29 protein-coding genes and 2 tRNA genes are annotated in these 24302 nt (G+C 34.6%); 18 read left to right on the top strand and 13 right to left on the bottom strand.

The annotated features are described in order from the left end of the window. The first annotated feature begins 24 nt into the window (after window positions 1-24). The 3 genes from K5783_RS06290 to K5783_RS06280 all read left to right on the top strand — a co-directional run bounded on the left by K5783_RS06290 (window position 25) and on the right by K5783_RS06280 (window position 1761). Complete coding sequence (locus K5783_RS06290; RefSeq protein WP_297473080.1) at window positions 25-456, top strand: hypothetical protein; 432 nt, start codon at window positions 25-27, stop codon at window positions 454-456. Between the two features lie 60 nt (window positions 457-516). Continuing rightward, window positions 517-1035, top strand: coding sequence for a CBS domain-containing protein (locus tag K5783_RS06285; RefSeq protein ID WP_297473078.1), 519 nt, complete (start codon window positions 517-519; stop codon window positions 1033-1035). Between the two features lie 261 nt (window positions 1036-1296). Next, window positions 1297-1761 (top strand): pyridoxamine 5'-phosphate oxidase family protein, encoded by a 465-nt coding sequence (locus tag K5783_RS06280; protein WP_297473075.1) that lies wholly within the window; start codon window positions 1297-1299, stop codon window positions 1759-1761. Window positions 1762-2102: 341 nt separating this feature from the next. On the opposite strand, the gene K5783_RS06275 is transcribed toward K5783_RS06280, so the two are convergent. Then, window positions 2103-3089, bottom strand: coding sequence for an aldo/keto reductase (locus K5783_RS06275; RefSeq protein WP_297473072.1), 987 nt, complete (start codon window positions 3087-3089; stop codon window positions 2103-2105). Between the two features lie 83 nt (window positions 3090-3172). Between K5783_RS06275 and hisS the strand changes: the two genes are divergently transcribed. Further along, window positions 3173-4456: a histidine--tRNA ligase gene (gene hisS / locus K5783_RS06270; RefSeq protein ID WP_297473069.1), complete on the top strand. Its 1284-nt coding sequence runs from the start codon at window positions 3173-3175 to the stop codon at window positions 4454-4456. Here hisS and K5783_RS06265 read toward each other — a convergent pair. After that, window positions 4437-5102, bottom strand: coding sequence for a translation initiation factor IF-6 (locus K5783_RS06265; RefSeq protein ID WP_109876524.1), 666 nt, complete (start codon window positions 5100-5102; stop codon window positions 4437-4439). The two genes, hisS and K5783_RS06265, sit on opposite strands and share 20 nt — an antisense overlap. Window positions 5103-5226: 124 nt before the next feature. On the opposite strand from K5783_RS06265, the gene K5783_RS06260 reads away from it, so the two are divergent. The 3 genes from K5783_RS06260 to K5783_RS06250 all read left to right on the top strand — a co-directional run bounded on the left by K5783_RS06260 (window position 5227) and on the right by K5783_RS06250 (window position 6543). Further along, the gene (locus tag K5783_RS06260; protein ID WP_109876523.1) at window positions 5227-5736 is read left to right on the top strand and encodes a ferredoxin family protein; all 510 of its coding nucleotides are present in this window, start codon (window positions 5227-5229) and stop codon (window positions 5734-5736) included. 101 nt (window positions 5737-5837) lie between these two features. Next, window positions 5838-6386 (top strand): ferredoxin family protein, encoded by a 549-nt coding sequence (locus K5783_RS06255; protein ID WP_297473065.1) that lies wholly within the window; start codon window positions 5838-5840, stop codon window positions 6384-6386. Between the two features lie 73 nt (window positions 6387-6459). Beyond that, window positions 6460-6543: transfer RNA gene (locus tag K5783_RS06250), tRNA-Ser, on the top strand. A 3-nt stretch (window positions 6544-6546) separates the two neighbouring features. Here K5783_RS06250 and K5783_RS06245 read toward each other — a convergent pair. Continuing rightward, a complete protein-coding gene (locus tag K5783_RS06245) occupies window positions 6547-7497 on the bottom strand; it encodes a replication factor C small subunit (protein ID WP_109876521.1) in 951 nt (316 codons plus the stop codon). A gap of 192 nt (window positions 7498-7689) precedes the next feature. On the opposite strand from K5783_RS06245, the gene K5783_RS06240 reads away from it, so the two are divergent. The 5 genes from K5783_RS06240 to K5783_RS06220 are packed head-to-tail and all read left to right on the top strand — an operon-like array spanning window position 7690 to window position 13631. Then, window positions 7690-8211 (top strand): DNA replication complex GINS family protein, encoded by a 522-nt coding sequence (locus K5783_RS06240; protein ID WP_297473062.1) that lies wholly within the window; start codon window positions 7690-7692, stop codon window positions 8209-8211. Continuing rightward, window positions 8201-10288 (top strand): minichromosome maintenance protein MCM, encoded by a 2088-nt coding sequence (locus tag K5783_RS06235; RefSeq protein ID WP_297473059.1) that lies wholly within the window; start codon window positions 8201-8203, stop codon window positions 10286-10288. Before K5783_RS06240 ends, K5783_RS06235 begins: the two co-directional genes overlap by 11 nt. Next, the gene (locus K5783_RS06230; RefSeq protein ID WP_297473056.1) at window positions 10285-12411 is read left to right on the top strand and encodes a DEAD/DEAH box helicase; all 2127 of its coding nucleotides are present in this window, start codon (window positions 10285-10287) and stop codon (window positions 12409-12411) included. The genes K5783_RS06235 and K5783_RS06230 overlap by 4 nt, the downstream gene beginning before the upstream one ends. Then, complete coding sequence (locus tag K5783_RS06225) at window positions 12412-13404, top strand: glycosyltransferase 4 family protein (RefSeq protein ID WP_297473054.1); 993 nt, start codon at window positions 12412-12414, stop codon at window positions 13402-13404. It abuts the gene before it with no gap. Beyond that, window positions 13401-13631 (top strand): hypothetical protein, encoded by a 231-nt coding sequence (locus tag K5783_RS06220; RefSeq protein WP_297473051.1) that lies wholly within the window; start codon window positions 13401-13403, stop codon window positions 13629-13631. The genes K5783_RS06225 and K5783_RS06220 overlap by 4 nt, the downstream gene beginning before the upstream one ends. Here the strand turns inward: K5783_RS06220 and K5783_RS06215 are convergent. From K5783_RS06215 to K5783_RS06190, 6 genes are all read right to left on the bottom strand, one after another. Next, window positions 13628-14104, bottom strand: a complete 477-nt coding sequence (locus tag K5783_RS06215) for an acyltransferase (protein ID WP_297473049.1) — start codon at window positions 14102-14104, stop codon at window positions 13628-13630. The two genes, K5783_RS06220 and K5783_RS06215, sit on opposite strands and share 4 nt — an antisense overlap. Window positions 14105-14108: 4 nt before the next feature. Next, window positions 14109-14378, bottom strand: coding sequence for a Trm112 family protein (locus K5783_RS06210; protein WP_297473046.1), 270 nt, complete (start codon window positions 14376-14378; stop codon window positions 14109-14111). Beyond that, complete coding sequence (locus K5783_RS06205) at window positions 14375-15310, bottom strand: Gfo/Idh/MocA family oxidoreductase (protein ID WP_297473043.1); 936 nt, start codon at window positions 15308-15310, stop codon at window positions 14375-14377. The genes K5783_RS06210 and K5783_RS06205 overlap by 4 nt, the downstream gene beginning before the upstream one ends. Further along, window positions 15311-16228: a branched-chain amino acid transaminase gene (locus K5783_RS06200; RefSeq protein ID WP_297473040.1), complete on the bottom strand. Its 918-nt coding sequence runs from the start codon at window positions 16226-16228 to the stop codon at window positions 15311-15313. A gap of 74 nt (window positions 16229-16302) precedes the next feature. Beyond that, window positions 16303-16917, bottom strand: a complete 615-nt coding sequence (locus K5783_RS06195) for a hypothetical protein (protein ID WP_297473038.1) — start codon at window positions 16915-16917, stop codon at window positions 16303-16305. A gap of 66 nt (window positions 16918-16983) precedes the next feature. Next, window positions 16984-17829 carry an FAD-binding oxidoreductase gene (locus K5783_RS06190; protein WP_109876510.1) on the bottom strand — a complete coding sequence of 282 codons (846 nt, stop codon included), beginning with the start codon at window positions 17827-17829 and terminating at the stop codon, window positions 16984-16986. 124 nt (window positions 17830-17953) lie between these two features. On the opposite strand from K5783_RS06190, the gene K5783_RS06185 reads away from it, so the two are divergent. Beyond that, a tRNA-Ala gene (locus K5783_RS06185) sits at window positions 17954-18027 on the top strand. On the opposite strand, the gene K5783_RS06180 is transcribed toward K5783_RS06185, so the two are convergent. Then, window positions 18028-18561 carry a HEAT repeat domain-containing protein gene (locus K5783_RS06180; RefSeq protein WP_297473036.1) on the bottom strand — a complete coding sequence of 178 codons (534 nt, stop codon included), beginning with the start codon at window positions 18559-18561 and terminating at the stop codon, window positions 18028-18030. Window positions 18562-18675: 114 nt separating this feature from the next. Between K5783_RS06180 and K5783_RS06175 the strand changes: the two genes are divergently transcribed. Beyond that, entirely contained in the window at window positions 18676-18963 is a 288-nt protein-coding gene (locus K5783_RS06175) for a DNA-binding protein (RefSeq protein ID WP_109876508.1), read from the top strand. 28 nt (window positions 18964-18991) lie between these two features. On the opposite strand, the gene K5783_RS06170 is transcribed toward K5783_RS06175, so the two are convergent. Together K5783_RS06170 and K5783_RS06165 are read right to left on the bottom strand one after the other, a co-directional pair. Beyond that, complete coding sequence (locus K5783_RS06170) at window positions 18992-19840, bottom strand: isocitrate lyase/PEP mutase family protein (protein ID WP_366939171.1); 849 nt, start codon at window positions 19838-19840, stop codon at window positions 18992-18994. 280 nt (window positions 19841-20120) lie between these two features. After that, window positions 20121-20630, bottom strand: a complete 510-nt coding sequence (locus K5783_RS06165) for a PadR family transcriptional regulator (protein ID WP_297473031.1) — start codon at window positions 20628-20630, stop codon at window positions 20121-20123. A gap of 91 nt (window positions 20631-20721) precedes the next feature. Between K5783_RS06165 and K5783_RS06160 the strand changes: the two genes are divergently transcribed. The 4 genes from K5783_RS06160 to K5783_RS06145 are packed head-to-tail and all read left to right on the top strand — an operon-like array spanning window position 20722 to window position 23981. Further along, window positions 20722-22434, top strand: a complete 1713-nt coding sequence (locus K5783_RS06160) for a succinate dehydrogenase/fumarate reductase flavoprotein subunit (RefSeq protein ID WP_297473029.1) — start codon at window positions 20722-20724, stop codon at window positions 22432-22434. Next, complete coding sequence (locus K5783_RS06155; RefSeq protein WP_297473027.1) at window positions 22435-22866, top strand: succinate dehydrogenase; 432 nt, start codon at window positions 22435-22437, stop codon at window positions 22864-22866. Window position 22867: 1 nt separating this feature from the next. Continuing rightward, a complete protein-coding gene (locus K5783_RS06150; protein ID WP_109876504.1) occupies window positions 22868-23212 on the top strand; it encodes a succinate dehydrogenase in 345 nt (114 codons plus the stop codon). Between the two features lies 1 nt (window position 23213). Further along, the gene (locus K5783_RS06145; protein ID WP_297473025.1) at window positions 23214-23981 is read left to right on the top strand and encodes a succinate dehydrogenase/fumarate reductase iron-sulfur subunit; all 768 of its coding nucleotides are present in this window, start codon (window positions 23214-23216) and stop codon (window positions 23979-23981) included. Here K5783_RS06145 and K5783_RS06140 read toward each other — a convergent pair. Next, a complete protein-coding gene (locus K5783_RS06140) occupies window positions 23978-24301 on the bottom strand; it encodes an iron-sulfur cluster assembly protein (protein ID WP_109876502.1) in 324 nt (107 codons plus the stop codon). The genes K5783_RS06145 and K5783_RS06140 overlap by 4 nt on opposite strands. Between the last annotated feature and the right edge of the window lies 1 nt (window position 24302).

Genomic DNA, 24302 nt, shown 5'->3' with positions numbered 1-24302 from the left:
GAGAAATACTTGATGTGGTTCTGAATGTTCTTTAAAGGTATAATAATTGTGGCAGGAATCATATTGGTTGCTATTTCTATAGTTGTTTTAACATCATATGATTTTCAAGACTCTCCGATTCAGTTTGATGAATTATCTTCAGATAATTCTAAAAAAATGATTGCTATTGCTAAACAGTTTATTGTGTCTAGTCCTACGTTTTCTTATGATGGAATTTCTGATACATTAGAAATTGAAATCATCTCATCTAATGTTGATGATTCAAAATTCTTTTTGAAAGGCAAATTCAAAACACTACATGCTGGCTTTGGAAATAGAGAAAACTTGGATCTTTCTGAAGACATCACACTACATACAATTGATGTGATGATAGTTGATGGAAAAATCATTTCTGCTGTAATTGACAATCAATGGGATGAACTTAATCAAATTACATGCAATACTGCAACATGTTAATTTCAAATTTGGAAATTATAACACATGTTAAATTAATTTTATGTGGATGAAAATACCATCATGAATCCTGATCCTCTGAGAACTTTGGTAAAAGATTTGATGACTCATGATGTTGAAATGGTTCATTCAGAGCATACAATTCAACAGGCGGCAAAAATTATGAAAAATGACGGAGTAGGTTCTGTGATAGTGATGAAAAACAAAGAACCTGTAGGAATCATGACTGAAAGGGATTTTGCAGTTAAAGTGGTTGTTGATGAAATTTCTCCGTCTACAAAAATCTCTGAGATCATGACCTCTCCTGTTATTCATATTTCAGCTGAGGCATCTGTTTTACAGGCTTCTGATATCATGATTGAGAAAAAGATTCGAAAGATTCCTGTTTTTGATGCAGGAGAAATTTCGGGAATTATTACTGCCACGGACATATTGCGATTTTTTAGATTTTCAACAACAGAACAACTCAAAAACACATGTCCCCTTCATACTGATGAGAGACTTGTGAAAACCGAATTGACTGACGGTACTTTTAGATTGTATTGCTCAAAATGTGAAGAGTTTTTTGAAATAGATGAATAGAATTTAACTTTAAAACAAGATTTATTCCTGCAAATTGGGTGTACTAGAAAGATCTCAAATATTTATTATATGATGTTTGCATTTTTTGTTTGCTTGGCGGTTATCTTTTATCAGATTCGTCTATGAAAAATTAGAATTTTTTAAATTCAATTACTGCAAAAAACCTTCATACTTGAATACCATTTTTGAAAAACATCCAACATTCCTCGTATTTTAAATTAAAATTATGTCTTTATTACCAACTTCAATTCATTATATCGTGTGCAGATTCCAGACACGATTAAAGATTTCATTGATACGCAAGGAATTTTTGTTGTAGGAACCGTTAGTGGCACTACAATTGCAAATGTGTCTCCTAGAATATTCTTCAAGGTGGACGAAAATGCAATTTATTGGCTTGATTTTTTTAAACACAAATCATACAAGAATTTCCAAATAAATTCATGGGTTACTGTTGCTGTTTTTAACAAAGATGATTTGGAAGGTTATCAGCTTCGTGGAAATGTAAGTTTTATTACAGACGAACCTACCAGAACCGAGATTAAAGAATCAATAATTAAAAATATACTGCAAAAAAATCCCTTCCCAAAAATAAAATCATTATCTGAAAAAGAAGCTACTATAATACAATTTGAGCCCAGTGTGTGTTATTCTTTGAATCCAGAACAATACTCTGATCTGTCAATTGGTTCTGACATTGATTCTACATTTTTTTATAATAATTAAAACTGTATTTTTACACCTAAATTAAGGGGGCATTAAAACCAAACCAATTCATTTTCAAAAACTGCATAGTTATAGCTAAAATTCCACAGTTAGGATTACGTAATTTACTGAGAAATCGACCATCGGGGTTAAATACAAATTTTGAAAATCAAATCACCTAACACACCATGGGTTTTGATGAGCAATCATCAAAATTCCATGAATAATTTTTATCAAAACCTCAAGCCTGCAAAAAATTAACTTTACAGGATTCTTGAAGGATGTTATTTCATTACTCCTTCTGATATATGTACATACAGAAAATTTATTGCAAAAGTAACAACCCTCTTTTTCACTAATTTTTATCTGTATTCGTCTCCACAATCACCAATAATCTCAAACAAATCATTTGATTTTTCAGTGATGGCATTAATCATTGAAATATCATTGTTATCTAATTTTATATCAAAAACTTTGGCATTATCATTTCTGTGATTATTGATTCCGAGTCTTGCACCAATAATCACTCCTGCAACTTGTGGCCTATCTAATACAAATCTTGTTGCAATATTGGCAATGCTGCAACCATGTTTCTTTGAAATTTGATCTAAGGTACAAAGCAATTCTTGAAATAAATTCCATCCTCCCCAAACATCAATCATGTTCTTGTATTTTTGCAGACTGGATGTGGTTAATTCTCCTCTATGCGGTTCATCTAAACCAAGATATTTTTCAGAAAAGAATCCTCCAAGTAATGTTCCATATGTTAAAATCTTTATTCCGTGTTTTGCAAAAAACGGAGTCATGATTTTTTCTGGCCTTTGATCTAAAATTGAATACTGAACTTGGTTTGATACAATTTGAAAACCACGCTCGATCATTATTTTTACTCGTTTGGTATCAAAGTTTGTCAATCCCAGATGTTTAATTTTCCCATCTTTTTGTAATTTTGATAAATGATTCAATGCATCAAGATAACTAGAATCATTATAATCCCACCAGTGAAACTGGAGTAAATCTATACGATCTGTTTTCATTTTTTTTAATGATTGCTCTATATGATAGGTAACAATACTATTGCTCATAGGGCCTGGATTGGGAACAAACTTAGTAAGTGCTTGAGATTGAGTCTTGTCTATTTTTTCTTGGAATTCTCCAATTAATGATTCTGCAGGACCATAAATGTCTGCCAAGTCCCAAGTTGTAAATCCTGATTTGTGGTATTCTATCATGTCTGCTATTGCCAGTTCTTTGTCAATTTGACCGTGACCTCCCGCAACTTGCCACATTCCATTTAGAATTCTACAAATTTCCAAATCTTTTGCAATAGTGATTTTCTCAACTGTCACAAGTATTCTTAGAAAAAATCTCTTTAAAAAACTGGCATTCTTAGAGAAATATCTAAATCACAACCATCTAAGAAAGAATCATCTTGGAACTACCACGAGGAATGAAAGATTTTGAGGGAGCAGAAAATGCAAACATTGAGCATGTCAGGTATCATTTCAAGCAGTTATCAAATTTGTATGGGTTTTCATTTATGGATCCATCTCCCATTGAACTGCTATCAACTCTAGAGACAAAGTCAGGTCCAGGAATACGAGACGAAATTTACTATTTCAAAGACAAAGGAGATCGAGAGGTTGCATTAAGATTTGACTTTACAATGGGACTAACAAGATATGCTGCATCTCAAAAATCGATGAAACTTCCTGCAAAGCTATCCAGTTTTGGAGGTGTCTTCAGATACGACGAACCACAAAAAGGTAGATATCGATACTTTCATCAATGGGATATCGAAGTATATGGAAAACCAAGCATTGAATCAGAAGCTGAAATCATTGAATTAACCTCTAGATTGTTTGATTCGCTTTTACTCAGGGAAATCACAATTGACATTAATCACCGAAATCTGGTAGAGTCCTACATTAACAAAATATTCGATTCTAATGATCCAGAATTAGTTGCTGATATTTTACGAGCAGTTGACAAAATTGCAAAAAAATCAAAAGACGAAATCCTAAAGGAATTTCAAGAAAAAGGTTACCAAACAGAAAAAATAGAAAGAATACTAGAGTTCTCGCAAATCAAAGGAACAATTTCAGAAGTTGAAAAAATATTTGACACGACACAATTAGAATCATGGGATGAACTAAAACAACTATTTGATTCGCTTGAGAATCGAGGAGTATCCAATGTTAGAATTAATTTTGGTATTGTTAGAGGACTGGATTACTATTCCGGTACTGTCTTTGAAGTATTTGACAAAAATTCCACACTAGGCGCACTAGCAGGTGGTGGTAGATATGACACACTAACTAAAGCATTTGGAAGGGATGATATTGGTGCAACTGGAGTTGCAGGAGGTGTTGAAAGAATAATCCTTACAATGCAAGAACAAAAAATAATTCCAAATATTTTACAAAAGCGGGTTGCAGTATTGTACATAAATGAAGAAATGCAAAAAGTTGCATATTCAATTGCATCGCTGTTAAGACTAAACAACATTCCAACTGATATTGACTTGGCAGGGCGAAATCTAAAAAAACAAATGGATATTGCAAGCAATGCACAATTCTCAATTATAGTTGGTCCTGATGAACTTGAAGAAGGAAATGTCGTACTCAAAGATATGATTAATGGAACTGAAGGAACCATTTCACTGGAGAAATTAACTGAGGATCCAAAGTCTGTTCTTAATTTAGAAAAGCCCTAGTCAACATCATTATTTCAGGACCAGTAGTTAATGACCCGACAACAAGAGAATGATTGTTTACTAGAATTCCTGATGCCACATATGGAATTCCATTATTTATGGAGCATTGCTCGATTTTTACGCCTAACAAATTGGAGAATGTCTTCATATCTTCTTCATCTGCTTCCGGATGAATTGCTGCACCGGAATTGTTTGCTACCATTACAGCTCCTGTCTGATTAAAACCTGCAATTTTTTTCTGAATTACCTCAACTCCCAAAACATCTGAAATGTTTTTGCAGTCTTGAGGAGATAACCAAGGAGACACAACTGCTCCTTTGTCATTAGTACAAATGACATTTCCTAAAGCAGATAATTTTGAATCAAGAACACCTACTTCCAGATCTGTTTCGTTTTTGAGAAAGTCAAATTCATCTTGATATGCAGTTTTTGGAATCAGTATTCCTTTGTTGTTCATTACACATAATGCTCCAATTAATCTTGTGTTGGCAATTGACATGAATCTATATTCTACACCAAGATATTTTGCAAGTTTTTCTGCTTTTGATTGTGCATATCCCATCGGAAGTAAAATTACACTGTCATTTACTTTAGTGTAAACTCCAATGTTTGGTCCACGATATACATCGTACTTGATAATATCCATATCCAGAGAATTGATCGTTCAGCGTTATGAACGTAAGGAATTCATTCCTGAAAGATCGATTGTTACTGGTGCATTCGTAATTTACCTTATCTAGCTTTAAATAATAACTCTGAAAAATTATACTATGCCAATAGCAGAAAATTTCCCAGAAGGCCTAAAACCACTTGGAAAAATAAAACTCGATGATGGAAATTTCCATATCATGTGGGGTCCAGGCAAAGAGAAAAACACAGACGGCTCTCAAGCTGAAGTGTTTGCAGATGCCGATGTAGTTGCTGCATATGCTGCAAGAGGTGAAGAACAAGTTCCTCTAGGTGTAAGTGGTACGATGGTTGCAGTCGATTGGGATTCTTGTGTTGCAGATGGTGCATGTATTGAAGCATGTCCTGTACAAGTATTCCAATGGTATAGAACTGAAAAAGACATTCCGGCCAAAGATGTTGTTGGTCAAACTTTTAACGGAACTGGCAGCAATGTCAAAGACGAAAGAAAAGATCTAACTGACAAGGCAGATCCAATCAGAGAACATGATTGTATTTGGTGTATGGCATGTGTATCAGTTTGTCCACCACAGGCAATCAAAGTTGATCAGTCAAATGTTGAAAAACATGAGTCTGCAGCCAAAACTCTTTAGAAATTCAAGACAAAATCATATCTGTAATTTTTATTTTCTTTTTTATTTAGTCTTGACTAATTATATCTAGATTTAAATAATATTTTGGGGGTAGTTTGTATATGGCAGAATTACAAATACCAGAAGACTTTTGTCACAATGATGTAAAACCAATAGGAAAAACGAGCCATGCAGATGGTGAAAATTTCCACTGGATTTGGGGCAAGGGAAGAACTGACGGTGCCGCATTTTCAAATGAAGATGTAAAGGCAGCTTATGAAGCTCGAGGAGAAAAACAAGTTCCTCTTGGAATTCATGGAACAACTGTCGCAGTAGATTGGGATTCCTGTGTTGCAGCAGGTGCATGCATGAGTGTATGCCCAGTTCAAACATTCCAATGGTACAGAACCGAAAAAGATATTCCAGCAGAAAAATGTCTGGGTGAAACTTTTGAAGGTACTGGTAAAACAGAACAAGATGAAAGATTAGACTATACAGACAAATCACAACCAATCAGAGAACATGATTGTACTGTTTGCATGGCATGTCAAGAAATCTGTCCTGAAGGCGCAATTCGAATTGAATCAGCTAACCAAGAATGGCACGAGAAAGCAGCCGGTACATATGTACTTATGAAATCTGGCTCTGAAAACCCACACGCACACGATTAAAGAAATTTTTTCTTTTTTCTTATTTTTCTATTTCACACCAACAAATTTTAATCACTTCTATCGAAGAGTTTTCGCAGAGGTCGCCTAGCTCGGTAGGGCGCGGGCCTTGAGAGCCTGTGTGCGCAAGCATACGGGGGTTCAAATCCCTCTCTCTGCGTTCTTATTTTTCTATCTTTCCAAGTTCTGCTAGCATTGCAGATAACTGAATTTCAGAATTTGCGCCAACTAGAACTCTGTAATCGTATTTTGCGATAATCTCTAAAATGTCTGATAACTTTTCATGCTTTGACTTGAAAACTGCCGAGTTGAGATATTTTAAAAAATCAGATTCCGACATTCCGTAAACTTTGATTAATTCTATCATCTTCTCTCTTGCTTCTGCAACTTTACCCAAAAGAGCAATCTTTAGAACCTCGTCTACATCGCTAGTTTTAGTTAGGCCAGCTGATCCCTTTACATGCTCTTCTGTAATCCCGCCAAGACTTGCAGTTGCCTGCATTAGATTAATTGCGTGCCTCATGTCTCCTTCTGAGTAATCATAAATTGCCTTGAGGCCTTTTTTATCAAATTTTATTTTTTCATTTTTTGCAATCTCTTCTAGTCTTTTAATGAGATCTTCTTCTGGAATGGTTGTGAACTTGAATGTGGCACACCTACTTTGAATGGGGTCGATGATTTTTGAAATGTTATTTGCAATGAAAATAAATCTACAAATTTTTGCAGTGTCTTCTATGATTCTTCTTAGGGCAGTTTGTGCATCTGCTGTCATCTCATCTGCTTCATCTAAAATGATAATCTTGAATGGAACTTCACCCATTCCAGCAAATCTTGAAAATTTCTTAACTTTTTCTCTGACCATGCCAATTCCTCTCTCATCTGATGCGTTTAGCTCAAGCGTATAGTCTTTGAAATTGTCTCCTAAAATTTGATTTGCAATACATAGTGCAGCAGTTGTCTTTCCTACTCCTGCAGATCCTGAAAACATCAGATGAGGCATATCTGTTGGATCTTTGATTAGGGCCTCCAAGCTCCCAATAATCTCAGTTTGGTTTACAATCTCTGAAAGTTTTGTTGGTCGATACTTTTCAACCCACATGCCGCTTCCTAACATGAGTTCTTAAGGCCTAATCCCCATTAATAAATCCGAATTGGTTATTGTATCATACCATATTTTAAAATCAAATTCATTATAATCAAGATGCGATCAGCCTGAGATTAATTAGGATCAATTGATCTCACTAAATTGTTAACAGAATTGATCGATCCGATACTTGAGGATCTAAAAGAGGATAAGTAGTCTCGCATGGAAATTGATAAAGTAGAAAAAGTTCACAGTATTGGATATCGCCTAAAGGATGCTAAATTCACTGTAAATCAGGATTTTAAATTTAATGTGGCAGGTGTAAAAATTGATGCAACTCAGGGTGATACTGATAACATTCCACGATGGGTAGGAAAGATTCTATCTGATAATAACTTGGGTGTACTGGATTCTCCTGATATGATTACTGAATTAAAACAAGCACTGTCAAAAGAAAAGATGGTTGGAGAGTATCAAATATCTACACTTGATCCCCATTTTTACATAAAATTAAGAGAGTCTATGAAAGAATTGAATCGTGATGATTTTGATAAAGTTGAAAGCATGATGCTAGAATTATTTAGAATGAGAAGAGGAAAACTAGTAAAGACGGCAGACTCTATCAAACTGAATTCTGAATTATACAACAAACTAACTGTTGAAGAAAACATCTTTTACAAAACTATCTATGATAACAGCAAAGAGTTTGAAAAACAAATAACTGGGGGCTTAAATGAGCAGTAAACAGACTAGTACTTTTACAGATTCTGCCTTATCAGATAAAGTAAAAGAATTTCTGACTAGATTCAAAGATAAGAATGGTGTCTACAAGTATGTAGATGCAATCGATGAGATGATGCCAAAGAATGCAAAATACATTATCGTTGATTATAATGATTTGGTAGTAGAGCCACAAATTGAAGTAATGTTTTCTAAAAATCCTGATAGGATATTTGATGCATTCTCTAGAGCAATCAAAGAAGCATTACAAACTAGATTTCCTGATTATGCAGAAAAAATCAAAGATGAAGTTCGTGTAAGATTAATTAATTTCCCACTAGAGCGTAGTCTAAGACAAATCAATGCTGAAACAATTGGACACATTACAAGTGTTTCAGGCATGGTAGTTAGAGCATCAGAAGTAAAACCACTTGCAAAAGAGCTGGTCTTTGTATGCCCTGATGAACATACAACAAAAGTAATTCAACTAAAGGGGATGGATGTGAAAATTCCTGTTGTATGCGATAATCCAAATTGTAAACAGAGAGATTTTGAGTTAAAACCGGAAGCAAGCAAGTTTATTGATTTTCAAATACTCAGATTACAGGAACTTCCTGAGGATTTGCCTCCAGGTCAACTTCCTCATTATATTGATGTCACAATTAGGCAGGATTTAGTAGATAATTCAAGGCCTGGTGATAGAATTATTCTTACTGGTGTAGTTAGAGTAGAACAAGAGTCTGTTGCAGGAATTCAGCGAGGTCACAGCGGATTATATCGATTAAGAATTGAGGGAAATAATATCGAATTTTTGAGTGGTCGTGGTTCTAAAACTGATAGAAAAATAGGAAGAGAAGAGATTTCACCTGAGGAAGAAAAAATGATCAAAGCTCTCAGTCAAAGTTCTGATGTATATCAAAGACTAATTGATTCATTTGCGCCACACATTCAAGGACAGTCATTAATCAAGGAATCTATTTTGCTACTCATTGTAGGTTCTAATCAGAGATTACTTGGTGATGGAAGTAAGATTAGAGGGGACATTAACGTATTTCTAGTTGGAGATCCTGGTACTGCAAAAAGTGAGATGTTAAAATTCTGTGCAAGAATTGCACCACGAGGTTTGTATACTTCGGGTAGAGGTTCAACTGCTGCAGGACTTACAGCTGCTGTAGTTAGAGATAAAACAGGAATTATGATGTTAGAAGCTGGTGCAGTAGTTCTAGGGGATCAAGGTCTTGTAAGTATAGACGAATTTGACAAGATGAAGCCTGAAGACAGAAGTGCATTGCACGAAGTAATGGAGCAGCAGTCAGCAAGTATTGCAAAGGGCGGTATTGTTGCGACACTAAATGCTCGAACTTCAATCTTAGCTGCTGCAAACCCCATGTATGGAAAATATGATCCTTTCAAAAATATCACTGAAAATGTAAATTTGCCAATTCCATTACTTACAAGATTTGATTTGATCTTTGTTGTAAGAGACATTCCAACTAAAGAAAGAGATGAAAAGATTGCAAGACACATTATACAAAGAAACACCACTCAAGGAACCGATAAAAAATCTGTCATTGAGGTTGATTTACTTACAAAGTACCTATCTTATGCAAAACGTGGTATTCCTGAATTAACAAAAGAAGCAGAAGAAAAAATTCTGTCGTATTACCTTCAAATGAGAAATGTAGAATCTGAAGAAATGATTACTGTAACTCCAAGACAACTAGAAGGAATTATTCGACTTTCTACTGCACGAGCAAGATTACTCATGAAAGACAAGGTAGAAGAAGAAGATGCTGAGCGTGCAATATTTCTTATTCAAAGCATGCTTCAAGATGCTGGTGTTGATGTGAATACTGGCAAGGTAGACCTTGGAGTATTACAAGGAAAACCAAGAAGTGAAGTTTCAAAGATGCAACTATTCATGGATGTTCTAAAGAGTCTTGAAGGAGACAACAAAGTTCCAGTTGAAGAAAGAACATTTGTCAAAGAACTTGAAAAGAGTGAAAAATTCACAGAAGAAGAGGCAAGAAACTATATCCGAAGAATGCTCAGAGAAGCATCTATTTATGAATCAAAACCCGGTCACTATAACCGAGTATGAAAATTGAGCAACTAGATCTTCCAAAATCAGCAATTGATTTTTTACAATCACAAGGTTTTGAAAAATTATATCCTCCACAAGCAGATAGTGTAGAGTCTGGATTATTATCTGGAAAAAGTATTCTAGTTTCTGCTCCAACAGCAAGTGGAAAGACTCTGATTGCAATGCTTGCCATGATTAGTTTTCTTTCTAAAAATGACGGTAAGGTGATTTATCTTAGTCCTTTGCGAGCATTAGCGGCTGAAAAGTTTTCAGAATTTAAAAAATTAGAAAAAGTCACGTTAGGGAAAAAAATCAAAGTTGGAATTTCAACTGGTGATTTTGAAAATATTGAGAAAAATCTTGAGAAAAGCAATGTCTTAATTCTGACAAATGAGAAGATGGATTCAATTATTAGACATGGTGTTGAATGGGTTGAAGAAATTGGATTGGTGATTTCTGATGAAGTGCATTTGATTGGAGATGAAAGCAGAGGTCCAACACTTGAAATGATTTTGACACAGCTAAAACTATTAGATACAAAGCCTCAACTTGTAGGCCTTAGTGCAACAATTACAAATTCTGATGAGATTGCAGATTGGCTAAACTGTAAACTAGTAAGAAATGACTGGCGACCAGTGCCTCTCTCTGAAGGAGTATGTGATGGGGGTGAGGTTACTATGAGTGATGGTAAAACCTTTGAAGTTGAGCGGAGTTTACGGGGAACGCCAATTGATTTAGGTGTGCAATCAGTACAACAAGGTGGCCAATCATTGGTATTTGCTGAAACCAGGACTCGCTCAAAATCCCTTGCTACAAAAGCTGCTGATGCTATATTTCAGATTCTAAAAAAAAATGAATTGGTTGAATTAGAAAAAACATCAAAAAAAATTCTATCTGAAAATGAGCATACAGAATTAGTAAAAACATTAGCACACCTTGTAAAAAAAGGAGTTGCATTTCATCATGCAGGACTGAATCAAAAATGCAGAGAGATAATAGAGACTGAATTTAGAAAAGGCACAATCAAACTATTGTCCTCGACTCCAACTTTAGCTGCAGGTGTCAATCTTCCTGCAAGAAGAGTTGTAATTTCAAATATTAATCGATACAATGCAAAAGTTGGTGCAAATAGACCAATTAGTATTCTAGAATACAAACAACTTTGTGGCAGAGCTGGTAGACCACAATATGATGATTTTGGCGAATCAATAATTGTTGGAAATGGAAACACTGATGATCTTATAGAATATTACATTAATGGGGAACCAGAACCAATAGTTTCAAAGATCACTGATGATAAATCTTTGCGAACACACATACTTAGTGTAATAGTAACACACCCTGGAATTAAAAAAGAAGAAATTTTGGAATTCTTTTTGCAAACGTTGGGGGGACTACAATCAAGAAAACCCACTCTGAAATTTGCGATTGATATATCTCTACGTTTTCTTTCTAGCAAATTTTTGATAATCAAAAAAGGTGAACGATACGCAGCTACTGAGTTTGGCAAAAAAACATCAATGTTGTACATTGATCCTTTAACTGCTACATATTTTAGAGATGCAATTGAAAACGTATCTCAAGAAAGAAAACACACGTTCGGATTTTTGCATTTGATTACAAATTGCGATGAATTTTTTCCAAAATTTTCATTACGCCAAAAGGATTATGAGTCAGCAAGCTTGATGATAGAAAATAATTCTTCAGAATTACTTGAACCAATTTCTGAGTATGACTGCTCACGAAGCCTTTTGGCCTTACAGTCTTGGATTACCGAATCTTCTGAATTGTCTTTGTCTGACACCCTTGGAATAGAGTCGGGAGACATGCATAGGATGGTTGAAAATGCCAATTGGCTATCCTATTGCCTTAGGGAAATTTCAAAACATGTTGAAAGAGCAGATTTGCTTGAAGAATTAGCCGATCTGAGAAATAGAATTGTCTATGGAATTCGAGAGGAGTTATTGGACCTAGTTAAAGTCAAAGGAATTGGAAGGGTGAGAGCAAGAGTTCTATTCAAACATGGGATAAAAAATCTGGATGATTTGGCCAAGATTCCTGTAAATAAATTGGCAGAAATTGATAAAATTGGTTCAACCATAGCGGATAACATAAAGACGGAGTTACGAAAGGTTAGATAATTGATTGAATTAATACTTCCTGTAATAGTTTCATGCTTTATTGCATTTTTTCTAGTTTTTGTAATGACACCACCGCTGATTAAATTTCTTGAAAAAAGAAATCTTACAGTCAAAGATATGAATAAGAAAGAGAACGTGATGGTTGCAAGACCTGGTGGAATATCTATTATTGTGGGAATTATTGCATCTGAAATTACACTTTATGCATTTTTACAGTTAAATGAAATTCTTGCGATAACTATTACCACATTTGCAGCTTTTCTAATAGGATACGTTGATGATCGAAGAGTTATGGGTGGATGGTTTAAACCCGTAGCGCTTGGAATTGCTGCAATTCCAATAATCGTTTTTGGTGCATATGATTCAGATCTTGCTTTTCCTATATTTGGAACTGTTCAAATTCCAGCATTATATCTTGGGTTAATAATTTTCATGATCCCGATTACTGGTAATACAATTAATTCAATTGATGTTCTAAATGGAGTTGCAAGTGGCTTTATGGTAATTGCAAGTTTTTCATTATCATTATGTTTGTTTATAATTCAAAATTATGACATTGCAATCATAAGTCTGCCATTGGGATTTGTTTCTCTAGCATTTTACAAATACCATAAAATCCCAAGCAAAATTTTTCCTGGCGACTCTGGTGCACTAACTCTTGGTGCAATGTACGGAGCAATTGCAATTGTTGGTGGCGTTGAAATAATTGCAGCAGTAGCACTGCTGCCTGCAGTGATCAACTCCTTTTTGTTTCTGTCAAGTGTAAAACGTATAGTTGAACATAGACAAATCAAAGGAAAACCTGTAGAGCATACTGATGATTTTAAACTAAAAGCAACTGATGACAAAACCGCACCCGTAACTTTGGTGAGATTAATTCTTGCTGGAGGTCCACTAACTGAAAAACAGGTTGGATTTGCTATCTTTAGACTGGCTATTTTTTCAGGAATTTTGGCAATAATTACGGCATTTTTGATGGGAGCATCTCTTTGAAATCTGGTCTGTTTGGATTCTTGTTTGCAATGTGGATTCTGATTCTTCTTGGGGGTGGAATTCTTGTTACAATTTTAGGCCCAATCTCAATTACCGGTTACGGAGAATTTAATCTGTTTATAGCATCTATCATTAAAGCTATAGTTGCTATTGTTCTTGTTGTAGTCTGGATTCTAATATTATCAAAACTGAAAAATTGGATATTTAGAAAAGAAATTAAATCTTAACTTTCTTTCCATTTTCTTTGTTTCTTGTCGTATTCTTCTCTGCTGTATCTTATCGTAGCAGGAGAACCAATTACCACAGAATTTTCAGGAACATCTCTTGTTACAACTGCCCCCATTGCAACAACGCTATTCTTTCTTACAGTGACACCAGCTTTGATTACTGCTCTTGCACCAATTATTACATTATCCTCAATTGTAACTCCGATCATTTTATCACACATTGGATAAGGATCATTTGTCAGGGCTGCTGCTGGACCTATGAAAACATTTTTTCCAATTCTAGATAATGGTGGAATGTATGCTTGTCCTTCTATCTTTGTGTTTTCTCCAATCTTTACATCATAATCAATATGTGCAAGAGATCCAATTTTGACATTGTCTCCAATCTCTACATTATCCCCCACATATGAAAAATGCCAAATCTGCACATTTTGACCTATTTTTGCTTTATCTGAAATGAAATTTGTAACCATTGTCTCACAAGTGCCATGGATTTCCATGTGTAATAATTTTTTCAGGTAATTCTTTTTTGTAATTTTTTAGGAAATCCATCTCTTGCTTTTTGTCCCTTAATTCATCTGGAAGCATTATTGGAATACCTTCTATAATCGGATAAAATCTAGAACATTTTTCACAAAATAACGCCCCTTCGGAAATTACGTTGTCTTTTTCTTTAATTTCAAATAATTCTAACGGGTGATTTTTATCAATTGGGCATGCTAAAATATCCATCATTGTTTTATTCATTTTAAATCCAGATAAATTGGAATTCCCTTTAAACTAGATAAGAGTGCCGCTTCTGCTATTTTTGTCACATTTACTGCTTCTTGTGATTTTACAATATGCTCATTTTTGCCCTCGATTGCTCCAAGGAAACTTTGAATCTCTAGTAATAATGGCTCTTGTTTCTCATTTTGAATAGTTTCATTATGATTGTCTTTTTCTATAATAATCTCTTGAGTGATAAAATCTGATGAAATAATCGCATCTGTACATACTGCATTAAATTTTCTAACTTTTTTGGGTGTAATCCAATTTGATGAAATTATTGCGACCCTGTCATCTTTGTATCCTAGCATTATGCTTGCAAAATCTTCATGTTCATGCTTAATTTTACCTGCCCTTGCAAAAACTACGTGTGGCATGTCATCAAACAACCAATTAGCAGTATCAATATCATGGACTGATGTGTCATAAATTATTCCAACATCTTTGATATGTAGAGGCATTCTATTTTCACGATGAAATTCTAACATTACTAAATCACCAAATTTTTTTCCTTTAACTAATTTTTTCACTTCATCCACTGCTGGATTAAATCTCTCTATGTATCCACATGTGAGAATAACTTTGTTCTTTTCTGCAAGTTTAGCAAGTAATTCACCGTCCTCCGATTTGTAGGTCATTGGTTTTTCTACAAAAACATGTTTTTTTGCCTCTAACAATTTTTTTGCAATTTCAGTATGAGTAGATGTTGGTGTTACAACAAAGGCACCATCAAATTCTTCAGAATTTAGCAATTCATCTAATGAATCATAATACTTTACAGAATATTTATCTCCGTATTCTTTACTTTTTTGAGGGTTTGCATCACAAATTGCTGAAAGAACTCCTAGTTGAGATAAAATTCTAGTATGATTTTTCCCCCATCCTCCTGTCCCAATTTGAACAATTTTCATTTAGTACACTTCCGTTAGCCAATGAGAATAATCGCCATTTTTGTTCATAACTATGTCTGTATATTCCTGCATCATTTTCTTTGTAATGTCGCCTGGTTTGCCATCACCGATCTTTTTTGCATCCATTGATATGATGGGTGTGATTTCAGCTGCTGTTCCAGTAAGAAAAATCTCTTCTGAAATGATCAGTTCACTTCTAGTAACATCTCTTTCTATAACATCAATATCCAAATCTTTTGCAATTTTGATAATCGCATCACGTGTAATTCCTTCAAGTGCAGATGATGATAATGTAGGTGTTACTAGTTGTCCTTCTCTTACAATGAAGACATTTTCTCCTGGTGCTTCACTCACATTTCCATTATGATCAAGTAAAATTGCTTCATCAAAACCATTTCTTTTTGCTTCTTGAGTTGCAATGATTGAATTCAGATAATTTCCACCCATTTTTGCTTGTGGCGGTGTAGACATGTCTGAGAATTTTCTCCAAGATACAACTCCTGCCGTAATTCCATTTTTGTTAAATAAATCCCCAAAAGGAAATGTAAAAATTGCAACATTTGTTGGAGCCTTTTCAGTAACATGGAGATTAATCCCATAATCACCTACAAAATAAAATGGTCTTATGTAACATGATTTTTTGATAGTGTTCTTCCTACAGATCCCAACAATAGCATCTGTTATTTCTTTATCTGAAAAATTCAATGAGATATTGTAGAATTGTCCTGATCTCCTAAATCGTTTTACATGCTCATCTAATCTAAAAACATAAAGGTTTTTTCCATTCCAATAACCTCTAATTCCTTCAAATATTGATGTCCCATAGTGAATTGCATGTGTAGTAATTGGCACTTTTGCCTTTTCAGTAAGGACATATTTTCCATCAAACCATACATATTTTGAAAGTGGAAGTTTCATAAGAAAATTTTACTTGATGTGTATTAATCTATTTTCAATTATTCATATTTCACTAATTTAGTAATTGGAAAAAATCACTTTGAGCTATTCTTTGACCACCCTTCTTTAGGAAATTTCATTCCTACTACACGGGTAGTCAAATCTTCAGAATTTGAAAATCTCTCAACCGTTTCCCACTCTTCTTCAATTATCTTGGCAATACTTTCTGGAACGTATTCTTTCCATGAAGATTCTTTTCCAAGAGCCGCATCATATAATTTCTCTTTAACCGATGCAGCTGAAAGGGATTTTCTTTCTCCTACTTTGGGATTTAATCTGTATATTTTTAGCATGTATCCTTCTGCTTTGTCACCCGTATATGAGAAAAAATCCCCTTGAACTCCTCTGAGAATTTGTTTTCGTAGTTTCCATGATTTTGGTGCTAATAACGGTGGCATGTATTTCTTAAACGGAGCAAAAAAAGCATAATCATCTGTTATTTGAATTGAATCCCCAAAAACTGACAAAAGCATTTTTTTCCTGATTTCAAAATTAAATGGAAAACTTTTACTGTTAATCTCCTTGTCTCCATCTCTGAAAACTACTGGCATTACCTTGACTATGTCTGCCTCTTTTTTTAGATCAGAAATTATTTCTACATGAGCATTAGTAACTGGATTAAGATGTGCAAGATATAATGCTGTAATCAAATTAGTTTTCTTAGATAAATCTCATATTTCAATGATTGATTTTTAGAGAATTTTCTTTTTTTAAAATCATCCGTAAGATTCGTATTTGACTTCAAAGCTTCCGTCTTCACGTTTATCGTGTTCTGTTACAAAGCCTTTTGGTTTTAGGAAGTCCATTACTCCGTCAATGGTTCCCTGCCAACCACAAACATAAAACATTGTATTTTCTTTTGTGATTTTATCCCCGATTAATTCTTCCAGTGGTGACATTCCATTGTCTCTAGGTCTAAGGAATGTCTCAACTCTGCCAACTTGACCTGCCCATGATCTGTTAAACCATTCTTGTGGTCTACTGATGGCGGCTCTATATTTGAAATTCCATTCATCCTTGCCTCTTGCAATACTTTCATTTTCAAGTCCAGTAAGCAAATCTTTGTAACTTAACTCATCAACATAACTTGCACCATGCAAAACAATGATCTCTCGTTTATCTCCTATATCGTGAAGATGTTGCGCATAGCTAACAAATGGTGCAAGACCAGTACCGCCACCGATACAAATAATTCTCCTGTTGTCTTTTTCTCCGTTTGGAAGTTCTTCATTAATTAACAACGCTCTACCTGTAGGCTTTAACCAAAGAATCTCATCTCCCTCTTTTGTATTAAATATCTGCGTAGTTAATCTTCCAGGAAGGGGTTTTCTTACCCACCTAATTACCAGCTCAATGTAATCTCTATTTTCTGGATGAGATGCAATAGAATATGCACGTCTAACAATTTTTCCACCTTCTGCAGGATTTGGTAATCCTAGTGTGATAAATTGGCCGGCTTGATAATCTGGAACAGGTCCTTCTTTTGGAACTAATCTAATTATTACAAGATCTTCTTTTAGTAATTGTACATAGGTGACAGTCGCTTTGTTATCTACTACCATAACGATTGAATCATCATTCTCGAGGTTAAATATATTGTGTTAATTTCATAGGTAGATTTCAATAAAACCGCTAAACGTTAATAACCAATTTGAAAAATCTTATTCAATCAGATTTCTGATTATTGGGCCGGTCGTCTAGTCTGGTAGGATAGGTGCATGGCATGCATCGGATCAAGGGTTCAAATCCCTTCCGGTCCACTATTTTAATTTAGAAATTAATTTTTCCATTTCCAAATCTTTCAGTTTATTGATTTCATTTCTTTTGTCTTCTGGAATTGAAATTTTTAGATCAATAATTGCTTGAAGAGCACTTTTTCTTACTTCTAAATTTGAATCTAAAAGAGATTGAAGGAAAATTTCCTTATCTTCCTTTGCCTTGAGATGTCGTAACGCGCCTATTGCACATGATCTGACCATAGAACTCTCGTCTTTGACCAGTTTTACTATTTCTGGAATTGCCTCTGTTTCATTTCTGTTTGCTAATACTAGTAATGCAAAACCTCTGATGTTTTTACTGGTGGAATTCAAACTTTTAATCAAAAAATTTGAAATATTATTTTTATTTAATACGAGGGAACTAAATGCTTCTCCTCTTACTTGAATATCATCATCATTCAATTTTGAAATAATTTTTTCTAAAATTATTGGATTATCTGTTTTGTCTAGCGTTTCTAAAATTTTGATTTTTTCTTGACTATTTCCTGATTCTAAAACTTTTGAAATATTTTCCAAGTTCTTAAGAAATCCTTGTTTCTGGTTAATATTAGTTAGAATTTTTCAATATTTTTTTATCAAATTCCAAAAAACCCTTTTAGCTTTAAATTATCCTTAAATAGTAAAAATTCTATGTCAAACGAAGCCAGAGACACCATATTCATTGGTAAGAAACCATTGATGGCATATGTTACATCAACGCTAATTCAATTGGCAAACTTACCATCCGTCAACATCAAAGCTAGAGGACTCAGCATAGGCCGTGCTGTAGATGTAGCTCAAATCATTGCAAGAAAAACTGAAAATGCAGGCTACTCTATCGGAGAAATAAAAATTGGCTCTGAATCACTAGAGTCCCAAGACGGTAGAACCAGAAACGTTTCAACAATAGAAATTGAAGTAAAGAGAAATACAGCATAACTGTATGCTTTACTTGAAATTTTTTCTTTTATTCTCTCTTTGAAAACCCGTACTTTTTTTCCATCTTTCTAAACTTTGGTAGTTCTACAAGATCATTGAATTGATCAAAATTAACCACTTTTTGTTTGAATTTCGCAGTGGAACCTGTTTTCTTTAGCTCTTGTAAAATATTCATTGTTGCAAATGTGTTGGCAAACAATACGGACAGTGGATACAGTATTATTTTAAATCCCATTTTGTTTAACGCTTCGGCTGAACTTAGCGGTGTAGCTCCTCCTTCAATCATGTTTGCAACAAGTGGTGCTTTGATTGCTTTTCCAATTTTTTTCATTTCATCTAATGTTTTAGGCGCTTCAATAAACACTGCATCAGCTCCTGTTTTTTTATTTTGAATCCCTCTCTCTATTGCAGCATCTAATCCTTCGGTTGCTCTGGCATCCGTTCTTGCAACAATGATGAAGTCTTTACTTTCTCTTGCATCAATTGCAGCACCTAGCTTTTCTGTGTATTCTTCTTGTGGGATAACTTCTTTTCCTTGCATATGTCCACACCTCTTAGGCCATCGCTGATCCTCTAGAAATATTCCCGATGCTCCTGAGGATTCTAATTCTTTTACCAACTTCCAAACACTTAGTGCATTTCCATAACCTGTATCTGAATCAACAATTACTGGAACTGAAACTGCTCTACATATTCTTCTTGCATTATCCACTGTTTCAGATGCACCAATAAATCCATAATCTGGCATTCCAAACAGGGTTGCTGATGTGCCATATCCTGTTTGGAACATTGCATCAAATCCAACTTTTTCTGCAATCTTTGCACCTATTGCGTCATAAACTCCTGGAATTACAAGTGGTTTTTTTGATTTAAACATACTTTTCAAATTTTTCATAATTGTGTTCTCTTGTTGAATTATTTATCATTTTAAAAATAATCTCAACTATACCCATCTTTTGTTTCGGACTTGATTTTAGCACCAATTAAAATAATGATTGAATCAATAATTACATCAATTCCAAGTATTGGAATCAACTCCTTCTCTTTTGATGTTATTTACTGCAATTAATGATGCCTATGAACCAAAAATTTTGAACTTTTGTTTAGTAAGAATCATCGGCTTTCTAAAAAATAGATTAATTTACTTTTCAAAAATATTATTCTATTTTGATCTCTTTTCCTTTCTTTGATCTTTTTTCCTCTATTTTTTTTAATTCATCTTGAAGGAATTTTTTATATTTTTGAGTTTCATCATCAGTCATATTTGTTAAATTTGAACTTAGAATTGATCCCATTGTAGAGATCTTTTCTAACAAATCTAATGCAACAAATCTTCCTACATTCCCCAATCTAAAAAGAACCTCTAGCTGTTTTTTTACAATGTCATTAATTTTATCTACATCTGCAGCAGTATCTAGGCCTTTTTTTGTTAGTTTGTATTTTCCGTCTTTTGTTTCATCAATTAGTCCTTCATCCAATAATCTTCCCAACAATGGATAGATCAATCCTGGAGATGGTTTCCATATCCCATTACTTTGTTCTACCGCATAATCTATGATCTCCTTGCCAGTCCTTTCCTTCTTTTTTAATAATTCTAAAATGAAATATCTGGAAAATCCTCTTGGAACTGAGCTACCTACTCTCTGAAACCATTCAGAAATCATCATTAATAATATCACTAGTGATATATTTTAAATTTTTGGCTCGTGCCTGACAATTACTACATATTTAACTCACCTCAAGAAAGTTTGTCTAAAAATGGTTGATTCACTAGAATTTGATTTAATTATTTGTGGTTCGGGCCTTGCAGGTTTGAGAGCTGCAATATCTGCTGCTAAAAAAGGACCTCATCTCAAAATTGGGGTTGTTTCAAAGGTACAAGTTATGCGTTCTCATTCTGTCTCAGCTGAGGGAGGAACCGCTGCAGTTCTATTTGAGGACGAAGGCGATACAATTGAATCCCATGTTTATGATACTGTTAAAGGAAGTGACTTTCTTGCAGACCAAGATGTTGCTGAAAGACTTTGTGTTGAAATGCCACAACAAATTCATCAGTTAGATCATTGGGGAATGCCATGGTCTAGAAGACCTGATGGCAGAATTGATCAACGAAACTTTGGAGGATATAGTTTTCCAAGAGCTACATATGCATCTGACAAAGTTGGTTTCTTTGAAATGCAGACATTGTATGACACATGTCAAAAATTTGAAAATATTGAATATCTCAACGAATGGTTTGTCACATCAATAATACATGATGGAAAACGTTTCATGGGAGTCACTGCTATTGAATTATCTTCAGGAACGTTTTACACAATTAAGGGAAAGGCTCTCATCATTGCAACGGGTGGTGCTGGACGATTGTATAGTTTTTCAACTTATGCACTTTCATCTACACCTGATGGTTTGGATATGGGATTACGTGCTGGTATGGCACTCAAAGATATGGAGTTTGTACAATTCCATCCGACAGGAATCATGCCATCTGGAATTTTGATTACGGAGGGTGCACGAGGAGAAGGCGGCTATCTTCTAAATAACAAAGGGGAACGATTTATGAAAAATTATGCTGCAGGAAAAATGGAATTAGCTCCTCGTGACATTGTATCAAGATCAATTATGACAGAAATTCAAGAAGGACGTGGATTCAAACATGAAACAGGTGTTGATTGCATGAAACTTGATTTGAGACATATTGGTGATGAAAAAATCAAAGAGAAATTAGGCGGTATTAGAGAAATATCCATCAAGTTTTCTGGTGTTGATCCTGCTACCGATTTACTTGACATTAGACCTGTTTGCCATTATATGATGGGTGGACTTCATACTGATATTGATGGTGCAACAGAAATCCAAGGCGTTTGGGCTGCTGGAGAGGCAGCATGTAATAGCGTTCATGGCTCAAATAGATTAGGTGCAAATTCCACATCTGAGTGTATTGTTTGGGGAAAAATTACCGGTGAATTGGCTGCAGAATATGCAATGAATAATACATCATCAAATCCTTGGCCACACCACTTAGTTGCAGCAGAAGAAAAGAGAATCTACGATGGAATCTTTCGTGGGAATGGGGATGTAAATCCATATGAAATTAGACAGGAATTGACTGACACAATGAATGAAAAAGCCTATGTTTATAGAAATGAAACTGATCTAGTTGCAGGTCTGAAGAAAATTCGTGAACTAAAAACAATGACTTGGAAACACGTTGATGATAAAGCAAAAGAGTACAATACTAATTTTGCAAATGTGATGGAACTAGATTCCATGTTTAGGGTAGCAGAGATTGTTTTACTTGGCGCAATTAATAGAAAAGAATCTCGTGGTGCACATGCAAGAACTGATTATACTAAACGTGATGATGCAAACTTTTTACATCATACCCTAGCTTACTATGATCCAAATGAACCAATTATGAAAACACATCCTGTAACAATTACAAAATATCAGCCCGTGGAGAGGAAATATTAGATGACTGAAGACGAACACAAAGAAGGAATCAAAGGAATGGCTAATCCTAGCCGTTATGGAATTGAAAGAGTAGCTTATTGGTTAATGCGACTAAGTGGATTAGGACTATTGGCATATTTTGTGGCTCATATTTATGAAACAAGTAATATTCTAAGAGGACAAGTAGGATGGAATGAATTTCTTGAATTAACTCAAACTACTGAAGGACACATTTTCTTGGCAATTGTAATTGCAATGTGTGTGTTTCATACAGTTAATGGAATTAGAGTAATGCTGGGACATGGAGGTGTTGGTGTAGGAAAGCCTGCAAGACCTGATTATCCGTATGATCCTGCATCCCAAAACTACAGACACAAAATAGGTATCTATTCTGCAATAGTTCTTGCAGCAATTGCTATGATGTACGGACTAGCGGTAATGTTTGGTGAATAATATGAGAGAAAGCACAATTATGAAAATTCATTATGGAACTGCCCTGGCAGCTGTGGCTTTAGTTGCAGTACATGTTTTAATGCGACTTACGATGGGTTTTGCAGAGTCTTTAGAATATGAATCCGTTATTGCAAACTACAAATTTATTCCATATGCTGCAATGTTAGAATTAATTCTCATTCTACTTTCAATTCATGGATTTAATGGATTACGAGTTATTTTATTGGAATTAAAACAAGGCCAACTTTATGAAAAAGCTGTTTCATATGGTTGCTTAGCTGCAATGTTTGGTTTAATAGCGTATGGCTCAAGAACAATTATTATGACTAACATGGGGATGATATAACATGGCACAAGTATCTCATATTGCAAATGAACAAACATCGACACCAATATCTTCATCAAAATCAATTACACTTAGAATTGCAAGATATAATCCAGAACACGATGATTCAAGTAAATTCATGGAGTTTACAATTCCATATGAAAGATGGACTACAGTTTTGGAAGCTATTCTTGAAGTCAAAAAACATCTTGATCATTCTGTAGCAGTTCGTTATTCATGCAGACAAGCCACTTGCGGTTCGTGTGGAATGATGATTAATGGGAAACCCAGATTGGCATGTTTTACAAAAATCAGTGAACTAAATTCTGATGTTATCACAGTCGAACCAATGAATAATTTTCCAATTATCCGGGATCTTGCAGTAAAATTTGAACGATTATTTGATACTCATCATAAAATCAAACCATATCTAATTCGAGATGATGCTGATTTAGTATCTGATGAGCGGGAATTTTTACAATCTCCTGAAGAAGTTGAACAATACATACAATTTGCAAACTGTATAAAATGTGGGTTGTGTAACTCTGCATGTCCAACCATGGCAACTGATTCCTCTTTTGTTGGACCTCAGGCATTAGCTCAGGCATATAGATATGTTGCAGATAGCAGAGATAAAGGAAAAGACTCTAGACTAAAAATTATTGATGAATCTCATGGTATCTGGAGATGTCATTTTGCTGGCTCCTGTAGTCAGGTATGTCCAAAAGGCGTTGATCCCGCAATGGGCATTCAGTTACTTAGAGGATACCTGCTCGGTTTTAGAGGCTAGCCTGATTTTTTTGGATTTGGACTATTGTTAACTTGGTTGTTAATCTGTTCTGCCATAAAGTGATTTGAAACATTCACTTTCACATCATCTACGCCATCTACTTTCAATAGATTATCATGAATATCCTGACAAATCTTAAAACCAAATACTGCAGGACAGAATGGACTGGTAAGATGCAAATCCACTTTAACATTGTCATTATTGATATCTACTTCATCAATTAATTCTAATTCTACAATTGACGTATTGATTTCTGGATCTACAATCTTTGATAATTCATCGAAGATTTTCACTCTAAGCTGTTTGATATCTTGACTCATG

Origin of the sequence: Nitrosopumilus sp., from assembly GCF_025699125.1 — an archaeon.
Taxonomy (GTDB): Archaea; Thermoproteota; Nitrososphaeria; order Nitrososphaerales; family Nitrosopumilaceae; genus Nitrosopumilus.
This window is presented reverse-complemented; position numbering and strand designations above follow the sequence as displayed.